Consider the following 12,560-nt stretch of genomic DNA (forward strand, 5'->3'; position numbering starts at 1 on the left):
GACTGGAGTCGGCGTCCGCCTCGGGTACGCTCCATCGGGTGCGAGAGGTACAGAGGCGCCGAGTGGTCGCCGCCCGGCGGAGCCGGGCGGGCGCCGCGCCTGGGACGTCTGGGTGTTCGAATCGTCCCCACATGCCCCGGATTGTGATCCGCACAGTATGCGGTACGCATACTCCTTTGCGCTGGAATATGCCCGAAGCGCTTGTTGGGGTGACTGTAGGTCAATCATGCTGTGCTACATGGACGTCACGCACGGTGACTCCTGTGTGGCGCGAGGCGATGTGTCCGCCGGTTCGGATGGTGTGAGCGGTGCAGGTGCTTCAGGTTCAGCTCGAGGTCGGTGTGGATCCCGCGGAAGTGGGCCGGGCCCGGCGGTGGGCGCGCTCGCGACTCCTGGGCTCCGGCATAGGGGCGGACGAACCGCTCGCTGACACATTGATCCTGCTGATCTCCGAGCTCGTGACGAACGCGGTCGTGCACACCGGCTGTCCGGCAGTGCTGCGCATGCTCTTCCCCGACGCCTCCGACTCGACGGTCCGGGTCGAGGTGGCCGACTCCAGCGACTGCCCGCCCACCCCGCGGCACGCGCACCGCGACGAGACCGGGGGTCGCGGCCTGGAGCTGGTGGACGGGCTGGCCGACCGGTGGGGCTGGCAGCCCGAAGGTGCCGGCAAGCGGATCTGGTGCGAGGTGGACCGCGCCGAGCGGATCGCCCGCGCGGACCGGCCTCTCGCGGACCGGCCCCTCACAGACCGGCCCCTCGCAGACCGTCCTCTCACGGACCGGGCTCTCGTGGATCAGCGGATCAGCCTGAAACGCCTAGAGCACTGCGACCGGTGCGACCGGACTGCCTGCCCCGCCCACGAAGGGCTCGGGCGTGGCATCCAGGAAGAACTCGTACCGCCCCGCCTCGGCGCAGGCCTCTGACAACTCCTCCAGATTCCAGTTCTGGCCCTGCAGCATCCCCATTTCCACCAGATCGAGGCCGTGCACCGGCAGCCAGAGGTTCTCTGTCTCGGGCGGGAAGATCTCGAAGGTGAGCGTGTCGTTGGCGACCGCCGCCACATCACGGGCGTGGAACCACTCCGGTGTCCTGATGGACAGCCCCGGGGACGGAAAGGCGTAACCGTGCTTGTCGCCGCCCAGGTAGGAGCGCATCTGGCCGGTGCGGACCAGCACGATGTCCCCGGCGCGGACCGTGGTGCCCGCCAGTTCCTCGGCCGCCTCCAGATCCTCGGGGGTGACCGCGTGGTCGCCGGGCAGCCGGTCGAGTTTTCTGGCGGCGGCGACGTCGAGCAGCACGCCGCGTGAGACCAGGGTCCGCACCTTCTCGATGCCGCTGAAGGCGGCGCCGCCGTGCGCGGTGACGGAGTCCGCCGGACGGCCGTTGTAGATCTTTCCTGAGTGCGAGACATGGGTCAGGCCGTCCCAGTGGGTGGCCGCCTGCAGGCCCATCGTGACGGCGTCGTCGCTGGTGGCGATGGTTCCCGGGCCGAACATCTCCAGGTTGAGCGCGACCATCGTGCGCAGCGGGTTGACCCGGCCGGGGATCATGCCCGTCTGCACCCCGTCCTGCTGCAGCGGCAGGGCCAGCGGGACGCGGCGGCCGCTGCGTACGGTCCCGGCCGCGATGCGCACCACCTCGTCGGTGATCAGGTTCAGCGTGCCGATCTCGTCGCCCTCGCCCCACCGCCCCCAGTTGTTGATCCGTTTGGCGATGTCGTGGAACTCGGCGGGAAGCGTCACAGCGGCCTCCTGGTCGTAGGGCTTGTGCTGGGGTGTGTACTCACTCCTAGAATCTAACGGTCCGTCAGAAACCATGAGAAGGGGCGGGACGTGGGCAACTTCCTGACCGGAAAAGTCGTCGCTGTTACGGGTGCCGGGCGTGGCATCGGGCGCGCGGTCGCGCTCGCCTGCGCCGCCGAGGGGGCCAGGGTCGTCGTCAACGACTACGGGGTCTCGATCGACGGCGCGAGCGAACCGGCGAGCGAGATCGCGGAGTCGGTCGTCAAGGAGATCCAGGCGGCGGGCGGCGAGGCCGTCGCCGTCGCCGACGACGTGTCGACGATGGCGGGCGGCGCACGCATCGTCTCCACGGCCGTCGAGACGTACGGGCGCATCGACGGCGTCGTGTGCGTGGCCGGCATCCTGCGCGAACGGATGCTCTTCAACATGGGCGAGGAGGAGTGGGACCCGGTCATCGCCACCCACCTGAAAGGGACCTTCACCGTCTTCCGGGCCGCGTCCGCGGTCATGCGCAAGCAGGGCGCCGGCACCCTGATCGGCTTCACCAGCGGCAACCACCAGGGGAGCGTCTCGCAGGCGAACTACTCGTCGGCGAAGGGCGGCATCATCTCGCTGGTGCGCAGCGCCGCACTCGGCCTCAACAAGTACGGGGTGACGGCGAACTGCGTCGCCCCCGTCGCGCGCACCCGCATGTCGGCGAACGTGCCCATGGAGCTGAAGGAGATCGGCGAACCGGAGGACGTGGCCGCCATGGTCGTCTTCCTGCTCTCCGAGCGAGCCTCCGACATCACCGGGCAGGTCTACACCGTCGCCGGGCCGAAGATCGCCGTCTGGGCGCAGCCCCGCGAACTGCGATCGGCCTGGGGCGACGGTCCCTGGACACCGGAACGCATCGCGGACGTCCTGCCCGGAACCATCGGCGTCGACCCGATGCCGATGCTCGAACAGCTGGAAGCGATGCGCGCGGCAGCGGCCGCGGCCGAGCGACCCAACGCATAGGGACCGTCCGGCTCTTCACTATCGGCCCGATGACCGGAGGATCCGTGGACTTTACGTTCGGCCCGGAGGCCGAATCCTTCCGCGCGCAGGCGCGGGCCTGGCTCGCCGAACACCGTGACGGGTGGCCGGCGGGCGGGCGCGGCTGGGAGCGCACCCTCGGTGCCGCCGGCTGGATAGGACTCGGCTGGACCGGGGACTACGGCAACCGCCGGGCCACCCTCGCCCAACAGGTCGTCTGGGGCGAGGAGTACGCCAGATCCGGTGCCCCCGGCCGGTCCGGCCACATCGGCGAGAACCTGCTCGCGCCCACCCTCCTCGCCCACGGCACCCCCGCACAGCGGGACCGCTTCCTGCCGTCGATAGCCCGCGGCGAGGAACTGTGGTGCCAGGGCTACAGCGAACCGGACGCCGGCTCCGACCTGGCCGGGATCCGCACCGCGGCGGTCCGGGACGCCGACGGCGGCTACCGGATCACCGGCCAGAAGATCTGGACGTCCCTCGCCCAGGACGCCGACTGGTGCTTCGTCCTGGCCCGCACGGAACCAGGATCCCGCCGTCACCACGGCCTCAGCTTCCTGCTGGTGCCGATGGACCAGCCCGACCGGATCGACGTCCGGCCGATCCGCCAGATGTCGGGCGACGCCGAGTTCAACGAGGTCTTCTTCGACGACGCACGCGCCTCCGCGGACCACCTCGTCGGGACGGAGGGCGGTGGCTGGACCGTCGCCATGTCCCTGCTCGGCTACGAGCGCGGGGTCTCCACCCTCGTCCAGCAGATCGGCTTCGAGCAGGAACTGCGCGAGATCACCGACCTCGCCCGGACCACCGGCGCCGACACCGAACCCATCCTGCGGGCCCGGATCGTCCGCCAGTGGGCCGAACTGAAGACGATGCGCTGGAACGCCCTGCGCACCCTGGGCACCGACTCGCCCGGCGCCCCCAGCGTCGCCAAGCTGCTCTGGGGCGGCTGGCACCAGAGGCTCGGCGAACTGGCCATGGCGGTCCGGGGAACGGAGGCCGCCGCCGGCCCGTCCGACTGGACCCCGTCCCGGCCCTACGAACTCGACGCGCTGCAAAGGATGTTCCTCTTCAGCCGTGCCGACACGATCTACGGCGGCTCGGACGAGATCCAGCGCAACATCATCGCCGAGCGGGTGCTCGGCCTCCCGAAGGAGCCGCGGCCATGAGCCGACCTGTACCCCCGACCTACGCGCACTGGATCAACGGCCAGTGGCACGAGCCCGCCCAGGGCCACTACGCGATCATCAACCCGGCCACCGAGGAAATCGTCGGGCACGCCCCCGAGGCGACTGCCGACGACGTGGACGCGGCCGTCCGGGCGGCCCGCGCTGCCTTCGACGGCTGGTCGCGCACCGCCCCGCGCGATCGTGCCGCCGTCCTCGACCGGATAGCCGACGCGATCTCCGCCCGCGCCGCCGAACTCGTCCCCCTCCTCCAGGCCGAGACCGGCGCCACCGCGCGAGTAGCCTCCGCCCTGCAACTGCCGCCGGCCGCCGACCGCTTCCGCCGCTACGCCCGCGGCGCGGTCGAGCCCGATGTCGTCCCGCTTCCCCCACAACCCGTAAAGGCCTCCCCTCTCGCTCCTGGTGGACTGATCGGCGCCGCCGCCGTGCGCCGCCCGGTCGGCGTCGTCGGCTGCGTCACCTCGTACAACTTCCCGCTCGCCAACCTCGCGGGAAAGGTCGCCCCCGCCCTGGCGATGGGCAACACGGTGGTGGCCAAGCCCGCCCCGCAGGACCCGCTCACCTGCCTGCTGCTCGGCGAGATCCTCAAAGAGGCAGGCCTGCCCGACGGAGTGTTCAACGTGATCGCGGGATCGGGCGCGGCGGCGGGCGAGGCACTCGTCGCGCACCCGGACGTCGACATGATCAGCTTCACCGGGTCGACGGCGGTCGGGAAAGCGATCGCTTCAGCGTCCGGCCGGACGCTGAAGCGCACGCTGATGGAACTCGGCGGCAAGGGTGCGGCGATCGTCCTGCCGGAATCGGGTGGAGCGGTCCTCAAGGCGGCGGTCGGGGCGGTCGCCTCCACCTGGGCCTTCCACAGCGGTCAGATCTGCACGGCGCCCACCCGCGTACTGGTCCACCGCGACCAGTACGAGCAGGTGATCACCGCACTTGCACAGTACGCCGGAGCGCTGACCACCGGGGACCCTGTGGATAACTCGACCGTCGTCGGCCCGCTCATCAGCGCGGCCCAGCGCGACCGGGTCGAGGCGTACATCGCCGGCGCCCGCGCCCAGGGCGCCCGCGTCGTCACCGGAGGCGAACGTCCCGACCTCAAGCCCGGCTTCTACGTCGCCCCCACCCTCATCGCCGACGTCACCCCCGGCATGACCGTCGCCCAGGAAGAACTCTTCGGCCCGGTCGTCGTCGCCCTCGCGTACGACACCGAGGACGAGGCCGTGGAGATCGCCAACGGCACCCCGTACGGCCTCTACGACTACGTCTTCGCCGACGACGCGGGCCGCGCCTGGGCGCTCGCCGCCCGGCTGCGCAGCGGCAACGTCGGCATCAACACCGTTCAGCGCCACCCCGAGACGCCGTTCGGCGGCTTCAAGGAGAGCGGGGTCGGCCGGGACGGCGGCTCGTTCGGACTGCACGCGTACAGCGAACTCCAATCGGTCGTCTGGCCTTCCTGAACCGAAGGCCCTTGAGGGAACAGGACAGTTCATGAGAGGTGTCATTTTCGAGGGCACGCAGCCCCAGGTGGTCGACGACCTGGAGGTCCGCGGCCCCGGCCCCGGCGAGGTGCTGGTCGCCATCCAGGCGGCGGGCCTGTGCCACAGCGATCTGTCCGTCATCGACGGCACGATCCCGTTCCCCATACCCGTGGTCCTCGGCCACGAGGGCGCCGGCATCGTCGAGGCGGTCGGCCCCGGGGTCAGCCACGTCGTTCCCGGCGACCACGTATCGCTGTCGACCCTCGCCAACTGCGGAACCTGCGCACAGTGCGACCGCGGTCGCCCGACCATGTGCCGCAAGGCGATCGGCTACCCGGGCAAGCCCTTCTCCCGGCAGGGCAAGGACCTGTTCAACTTCGCCTCGAACTCGGCCTTCGCGGAGAAGACCGTGGTCAAGGCGGTGCAGGCCGTCAAGATCCCGAAGGAGATCCCCTTCACCTCCGCCGCGCTGATCGGCTGCGGCGTCCTGACGGGCGTCGGCGCCGCGCTCAACCGCGCGAAGGTCGACCGCGGCGACACGGTCGTCGTCATCGGCACCGGCGGAATCGGCCTCAACGTCCTCCAGGGGTGCCGGATAGCGGGCGCCACCCGGATCGTCGCCGTGGACGCCAACCCCGCCAAGGGGGACGTGGCCCGGCAGTTCGGCGCCACCGACTTCATCGACGCGTCCGCCGTGGACGACACCGTCGCGGCCGTCCGCGAGCTGCTGCCGACCGGCGCGGACCACACCTTCGAATGCGTCGGCAACGTCAAACTCATCCGCCAGGCCATCGACCTCCTCGACCGGCGCGGCCAAGCCGTCCTGCTGGGCGTGCCGCCGGCCGACGCGGAGGCGAGCTTCCTGGTGTCGTCCATGTACCTGGACAAGTCCATCCTGGGCTGCCGGTACGGCTCGTCCCGCCCGCAGCGCGACATCGCCCTCTACGCGGAGCTCTACCGCCAGGGCAGGCTGCTGCTCGACGAACTCGTCACCGAGACGTACCCCGTCGAGGACTTCGCGAAGGCCGCCGACGACGCCCACCACGGCCGGGTGGCACGGGGGGTACTCACCTTCTGACGAGTCCGGCCGTAGGGGGACGGACTCACCTCCTGACGGGCTCGTCCGCCGCCAGTGCGGTGGGCGCCGCGTCGATGACCAGGTCCAGCACCCGCCTGGACGCCAGCAACTCGGCGACCTGGTCGTCGATCCGGGCGCGTTCGCGCCGCAGCTCGTCGGCGAGTTCCGGCGTGCACGGCACCAGCACGCCCTCCTCGTCCTCACACACGCTCGGCAGGATGCGGGCGATCATCGGGGTGCAGATCCCGGCGGCGAGCAGCGTACGGATCCGGCCGACCAGCCGTACGTCGTCCTCGGCGTACTCGCGATAGCCGTTCGCCCGCCGCAGCGGGCGGATCAGGTGGCGCTGCTCGTAGTAGCGCAGCAGGCGGACGGCAACGCCGGTCCGCTCGGACAGCTCCCCGATCCGCATCCCTTGAGTCTGCCACGGTGTCACGGTTTACGTTCCGGGCATGGGATACCGCGAACTCGCCACCCGACCCGTGCTGACCTGGGCGCTCGTCGCCGTCGCCGGCCGTACGCCGGCCGTCATGGGGCCACTGGCGCTCGTCTTCCTGGTGCGGGAGCGGCCGGGCGGCTACGGGCTCGGGGCGGTGCTGGCCGCGGCGTTCGTCATCGGCGAGGTCATCGCGGCGCCCTGGCTGGGGACGCTGATGCGACCGGAACGGGCGCGGATCCACCTGGCGGCCGGACTGGTGGCCGGCGGCGCCGGCTTCGCCGGGCTCGCAGTGCTGCCGAACGCCCACCCGGCGGTGCTCGCGGCGCTGGCCGTCCTGGCGGGCGGCGGACCCGCGGCGGTGCCGGGAGGCCTGCGGATGCTGCTCATGCACCTGGCGCCGGAGAAGGCCGCGGCGCGGGCCCTGAGCGCCGAATCGGTGCTGACCTTCGGGATTGCGGCCGCCTCCCCGGCGTTGGCCGGCGGCCTGGCGCTGAGCGTGGCCCCGGCCGTTCCCCTCGCCCTGTCGGCGGTGCTCGCCGCCCTGGCGGCCGTCGGACTGCTCGCCCTCCCCGCCGGCTGGCGGGCGGACGCGGCCGATCGCAAGGGCCGGTCCATGACACGGACGCTGGCGGCCGCCTGGCCGGTCTACGTGACCGGCGCCGCGGGACTGTCCCTGCTGGCGCTCACCGAACTCGTCCTGCCCGCCCTGCTGGAACAGCGCGGCCTCGCGGTCGGCTGGGCAGGACCGTTGCTGGCCGGATACTCCGTCGCGGCGGGCGTCGGAGCGTTCGTCTACGGGACGCGCGGGTGGCCGGGGCGGCTGGGAACGCAGTCCCTCGTCCTGCTGCTCGGCCTCAGCGCCTGTGTGACGCTGACGGCCGTCGTACCCGCACTGGGCGCCATCGCGGTGGCGCTCCTGCTCGCCGGAGTGCTGGAGGCAGGCGTGCACGTCACCCGGAACCTCTCGCTGCGCGAGGCGCTCCCGCCGAGCGCGCAGGGCGCCGGGTACTCGGTGCTGTACGCGGCGATCGGCGTCGGCTACACCTCCAGCGCGGTGCTCGCGGGCGCGGTGCAGAGCGTGGCGTCGCCGTCGACCGCGATCCTGTGCGGCGTGGCGCTCACCCTCGTGCTGACGGCGGTGAGCGCGGTGGGAGGGGCGCGGGCGGCGCGGCGGAAGGGCGTTGTGGGCGTGGGCGCGGACGCTGTCGCTGTCGCAGATGTTGTCGTCGGCAGTGTTGGCGGAAGCGGCGGCGTCGGAGGGGACGTCGGAGGGGGTATTGCCTCAGACGGTGGGTGTGGCGGGGGCGGGTGCGGTGGCGTTGAAGGTGCGGCGGTAGGCGGACGGTGAGACGCCGAGCGCCGCGTGCAGGTGCTGCCGCATGGACGCCGCCGTACCGAATCCGGCCTGGTGCGCGACCTGGTCGACGCTCAGACCGCTGGACTCCAGCAGGTGGCGGGCGCGTTCGACGCGCTGCTGCACGAGCCACTGCCCCGGACTGATCCCGACCTCCTCACGGAACCGCCGGGTGAAGGTCCGCACGCTCATCGACTCGCGCTGGGCGAGTTCGCGCAGCGTCAGCGGCTGGTCGAGACGGCCCAGCGCCCAGGCGCGGGCGGCCGTGGTGCTGGCCAGCTGCGGTTCGGGGAGCGGACGTTGGATGTACTGGGCCTGGCCGCCGTCGCGGTGCGGGGGGACGACGGTGCGGCGGGCGACCGCGTTCGCGACCGCGGTGCCGTGGTCCCGCCGGACGATGTGCAGGCAGAGATCGATGCCGGAGGCGACGCCGGCCGACGTGAGGATGTCGCCGTCGTCGATGTAGAGAACGTCGGGGTCGACCTTGACCTGCGGAAAGAGACGTTGGAAGTGGTCGGCGCTGTCCCAGTGGGTGGTGGCGGGCCGGCCGTCCAGCAGGCCGGCGGCGGCCAGCAGATAGCTGCCCGTGCAGATCGACACGACGCGGGTGCCGGGCCGGATGCGCGCGAAGGCGCCGGCCAGCGGGCCGCACAGCCGGCCCGAGACGTAGATGTCGTCGAGCTCGTGCGTGGCGGGGACGACGACGGTGTCGGCCGCCTCCAGGACCTCGGGTCCGTGCTCGACGAGGATCGGGAAGTCTGCGTCGGTCTGGACGAGCCCCGGCACGGCCGAGCAGGTCACGACCTCGTAGAGCTTGCGACCCTCCTGGGTGCGGGCCCCGCCGAAGATCCGGGCGGGGATCCCCAGCTCGAACGGGATCACGCCGGGCATGACCAGGACCGCCACCCGATGCCGGTCCCGGTGCCGGAACGGTCCTGCGGGGGTGTCGGCAGCTTCGGGAGTTCCGGTGGTCCTCTTCCTGTCCGGAGTCGTCATGGCCCGATTCTTTCACATCATGGCCATCGGGCCACTCGTTCGGTGTCGGCGCAGGCCCGAAGCTGATCGTGTGACGCAGACACCTCAAGCCCCCGTGCAGAACCCGCAGGATCTTCCGGTCACCGGGGCATCGGACGGCGGGACGCCCGACCCCGCGATACCGGCCGATGCGGTGCCCGCGACCTCCGCGACGCCTGGGGCCCCTACGGCCTCCGCGGTCGCCGCGGCGGCCGCCTCCGGCCGGCGGTCGAGGGTCCACCGCGCATGGTTCGTGGCGGCGGTCACCTTCGTGACGATCATCGGCGCGGCCGCGTTCGCCTCGCTGCCCGGCCTGCTGATCGAGCCCCTGCACGCGGAATTCGGCTGGTCACGCGGGATGATCGGCTTCGCGGTCTCCATCAACCTCGCGCTGTACGGAATCACCGCACCGTTCGCCGCCGCCCTGATGGATCGATTCGGCATCCGCCGTGTCGTCGCCGCCGCGCTCACCACGATCGCGCTCGGCGCCGGCCTCACCATCTTCATGACGCAGACCTGGCAGCTGATCCTGTGCTGGGGCATCCTCGTCGGCACGGGCAGCGGCTGCATGGCGCTCGCCTTCGCCGCCACCGTCGCCAACCGGTGGTTCGTCGCCCGCCGCGGACTGGTCACCGGCATCCTGACGGCGGCCGGCGCGGCCGGACAACTGGTCTTCCTGCCGCTGCTCTCCTGGATCGTCGAGCAGCACGGCTGGCGCCCCGCCGCCGCGACCGTGGCCCTGTCGGCGCTCGCCGTCGTCCCGTTCGTCTGGCTGCTGCTGCGCGACCACCCGGCGGACGTAGGCCTGTCCGCGTACGGGGCAGCGGAGTTCACCCCGAAGCCGGTCCCGGCGCGCGGCGCCGCCCGACGGGCGCTGAAAGCACTGTCCGTCGCGGCCCGCACCGGCCCCTTCTGGCTGCTCGCGGGATCGTTCGCGATCTGCGGCGCCTCCACGAACGGCCTGATCAGAACCCACTTCGTGCCCGCCGCCCACGACCACGGCATGCCGGTCACGGCGGCCGCGTCGCTGCTCGCCGTCATCGGGATCTTCGACATCGCCGGAACCATCGCCTCCGGCTGGTTCACCGACCGGTTCGAGGCGCGCCGGCTGCTCGCCGTCTACTACGGGATGCGCGGACTGTCGTTGATGTTCCTGCCGCAGCTGATGGCCAACACCGTGCACCCGCCGATGATCGTCTTCATCGTCTTCTACGGCCTCGACTGGGTCGCCACCGTTCCGCCGACCATCGCCCTCTGCCGTGAGTACTACGGCGACGACAGTGCCATCGTCTTCGGCTGGGTCCTGGCCGCACACCAGATCGGCGCCGCCGTCGTGGCCTTCCTGGGCGGTGTCGCGCGTGACGCCTTCGGCTCCTACGACATCGTCTGGTACAGCTCTGGCGCGCTGTGCGCGGTCGCGGCGCTGATGGTCCTGGTCATCCGACGAGGACGCTCGACGGGGATCCCGGCCACTGCGTTGGCGTGAGTGCGCGAGCGCATGAGGATGTGAACCGCCGCCCCACCGCAGGCCCCGCTGCGTGAACTACTGGGCGAACCGGCCGAAGCGTCCACGGTAGAAGAGCAGAGGCCCGACCCCGGGTGTGGCGCCGTCCGCGTCATCGGGCTCCGTGCAGCCGAGTTCGTTGACCCGGCCGACGACGATCAGATGGTCGCCGCCGGTGTGCACCGCGTGGATCGTGCAGTCGATCCACGCGGGTATGCCCGCCAGCCGCGGCGACCCCGTGACGGGCGCCGGCGTCCAGTCGACCCCCGCGAACTTGTCCGCCCCGCTCACGGCGAAGCCGCGGCACAGGGCGCCCTGTTCGTCGCCGAGGATGTTGACGCAGAAGACACCGGCGCGCGCGATCTTCGGCCATGTCGTGGACGTACGCGCCACCATGAACGTCACCAGTGGCGGATCGAGCGACAGCGACGCGAACGACTGGCACGCGAACCCGGTCGGGCCCTCCGCCCCGGGAGCCGTAACGATCGTCACCCCGGACGCGAACGTGCCCAGCACCTTCCGGAACACCCCCGGATCCACCGGCGCCCGTTCGTCCGGCCCCACAGCCCGCAAGTCCGGGCGCGGCAGCGGTTCCACGGGCCCCGCCGTCGTGGCGGCCCCTACCGACCTGAGGTACCGGACGGCGGTGGCCGCCATCCCTGCGTGTCCCATCACATCAACCATTGAACCTGACGGTCTGTCAGATTGGAAGGGGCATCCGTCGGCGGCTTGCGCAGGGCATACTTTTGAACGCGTTCAATATTGCGTTCGCGGGTGTGGGGATCGCGTCGTCACCGCCCTCCGAACTCCGGGGACCTGCGCTCCACGAAGCTCCGGACGCCTTCCTGGGCGTCGTCCGTCGTCATGTTGATCTCCTGGGCGGCCGCTTCCGCCGCAAAAGCCGTCGAACGGTCCGCGTCCAGTGAGGCGTTGACCAGTTGCTTGGTCAGGGCGATGGAACGTGTCGGGCCGGAGGCGAGGCGTTCGGCCCATTCGCGGGCGGTCTTCTCCAGGTCGTCGGCGGGGACGACGCGGTTGACGAGGCCGAGGCGTTCGGCGGCGGCGGCCGGGAGGTCGTCGCCGAAGAACATCAGCTCCTTCGCGCGCTGCGGGCCGATGAGCCGCGGCAGCAGATACGCGCCGCCGCCGTCGGGCACGAGCCCGCGGCGGACGAAGACCTCGATGAACTTCGCCCGGTCGGAGGCGAGAACGAGGTCGCAGGCGAAGGCGAGATGCGCGCCGATACCGGCCGCGGTGCCGTTGACCGCCGCGATCACCGGCTTCTCGCAGTCCAGGACGGCGGCGACGAGGCGCTGCGCGCCGCGCCGGATCGTCCGGGCGACGTCGCCCGCGACGCGCTCGCCGAGCCCCGCGCCGCCGCTGAGGTCGGCACCCGCGCAGAACGCGCGGCCGGTGGCGGTGATGACGACGGCCCGGACGTCGGGGTCGGCGGATGCCGCTTCGAGCAGGGAAATGATGCGTTCGCGCTGGTCCCAGGTGACGGCGTTCATCGCCTCCGGGCGGTTGAGAGTGATCCACGAGACGCCGTTGTCAGTGGCGTGAAGTACCAATGAAGCAACCGGATCAACATCAACCGGATCAACGGGATCTTCACGGGGGGTGGGCGTCATGAGGAAGTGGCTCCTTGCTGTACGGAGGGCTGCGCGCGCAGCGCCGAGCGGTGTCCGGGTCGGATTTCGGGGCCGGTTACGGGCGGCCCGGCCGCCGGCCAGGCTGTTACGGC

11 protein-coding genes and 1 pseudogene are annotated in these 12,560 nt (G+C 71.5%); 7 read left to right on the plus strand and 5 right to left on the minus strand.

Annotated elements, in window-relative coordinates; all coding sequences use genetic code 11:
* Window positions 1-308 precede the first annotated feature (308 nt).
* Window positions 309-728, plus strand: a pseudogene (locus AC07DC_RS11205) (ATP-binding protein); the annotation flags it as partial.
* Between the two features lie 90 nt (window positions 729-818).
* Here the strand turns inward: AC07DC_RS11205 and AC07DC_RS11210 are convergent.
* Entirely contained in the window at window positions 819-1,745 is a 927-nt protein-coding gene (locus AC07DC_RS11210) for a cyclase family protein (protein WP_478913994.1), read from the minus strand.
* A gap of 90 nt (window positions 1,746-1,835) precedes the next feature.
* Between AC07DC_RS11210 and AC07DC_RS11215 the strand changes: the two genes are divergently transcribed.
* The 4 genes from AC07DC_RS11215 to AC07DC_RS11230 are packed head-to-tail and all read left to right on the plus strand — an operon-like array spanning window position 1,836 to window position 6,505.
* Window positions 1,836-2,744 (plus strand): SDR family oxidoreductase, encoded by a 909-nt coding sequence (locus AC07DC_RS11215; protein ID WP_478913995.1) that lies wholly within the window; start codon window positions 1,836-1,838, stop codon window positions 2,742-2,744.
* A 44-nt stretch (window positions 2,745-2,788) separates the two neighbouring features.
* Window positions 2,789-3,931 carry an acyl-CoA dehydrogenase family protein gene (locus AC07DC_RS11220; protein WP_478914122.1) on the plus strand — a complete coding sequence of 381 codons (1,143 nt, stop codon included), beginning with the start codon at window positions 2,789-2,791 and terminating at the stop codon, window positions 3,929-3,931.
* Complete coding sequence (locus AC07DC_RS11225) at window positions 3,928-5,406, plus strand: aldehyde dehydrogenase family protein (protein ID WP_478913997.1); 1,479 nt, start codon at window positions 3,928-3,930, stop codon at window positions 5,404-5,406. Before AC07DC_RS11220 ends, AC07DC_RS11225 begins: the two co-directional genes overlap by 4 nt.
* 31 nt (window positions 5,407-5,437) lie before the next feature.
* A complete protein-coding gene (locus AC07DC_RS11230) occupies window positions 5,438-6,505 on the plus strand; it encodes a Zn-dependent alcohol dehydrogenase (protein WP_478913998.1) in 1,068 nt (355 codons plus the stop codon).
* Between the two features lie 25 nt (window positions 6,506-6,530).
* On the opposite strand, the gene AC07DC_RS11235 is transcribed toward AC07DC_RS11230, so the two are convergent.
* Complete coding sequence (locus tag AC07DC_RS11235) at window positions 6,531-6,917, minus strand: MerR family transcriptional regulator (RefSeq protein WP_478914000.1); 387 nt, start codon at window positions 6,915-6,917, stop codon at window positions 6,531-6,533.
* A gap of 40 nt (window positions 6,918-6,957) precedes the next feature.
* On the opposite strand from AC07DC_RS11235, the gene AC07DC_RS11240 reads away from it, so the two are divergent.
* A complete protein-coding gene (locus tag AC07DC_RS11240; protein ID WP_478914002.1) occupies window positions 6,958-8,292 on the plus strand; it encodes an MFS transporter in 1,335 nt (444 codons plus the stop codon).
* Here AC07DC_RS11240 and AC07DC_RS11245 read toward each other — a convergent pair.
* Window positions 8,227-9,294, minus strand: coding sequence for a GlxA family transcriptional regulator (locus AC07DC_RS11245; protein WP_478914004.1), 1,068 nt, complete (start codon window positions 9,292-9,294; stop codon window positions 8,227-8,229). The genes AC07DC_RS11240 and AC07DC_RS11245 overlap by 66 nt on opposite strands.
* Before the next feature lie 172 nt (window positions 9,295-9,466).
* Between AC07DC_RS11245 and AC07DC_RS11250 the strand changes: the two genes are divergently transcribed.
* Complete coding sequence (locus tag AC07DC_RS11250) at window positions 9,467-10,798, plus strand: MFS transporter (RefSeq protein WP_478914124.1); 1,332 nt, start codon at window positions 9,467-9,469, stop codon at window positions 10,796-10,798.
* A gap of 57 nt (window positions 10,799-10,855) precedes the next feature.
* Here AC07DC_RS11250 and AC07DC_RS11255 read toward each other — a convergent pair whose 3' ends face one another.
* Window positions 10,856-11,488, minus strand: coding sequence for a flavin reductase family protein (locus tag AC07DC_RS11255; RefSeq protein WP_478914005.1), 633 nt, complete (start codon window positions 11,486-11,488; stop codon window positions 10,856-10,858).
* Between the two features lie 119 nt (window positions 11,489-11,607).
* Window positions 11,608-12,447 (minus strand): enoyl-CoA hydratase/isomerase family protein, encoded by an 840-nt coding sequence (locus AC07DC_RS11260; RefSeq protein WP_478914007.1) that lies wholly within the window; start codon window positions 12,445-12,447, stop codon window positions 11,608-11,610.
* Window positions 12,448-12,560: the final 113 nt, after the last annotated feature.

This window comes from Streptomyces sp. NPDC045021 (assembly GCF_056432645.1).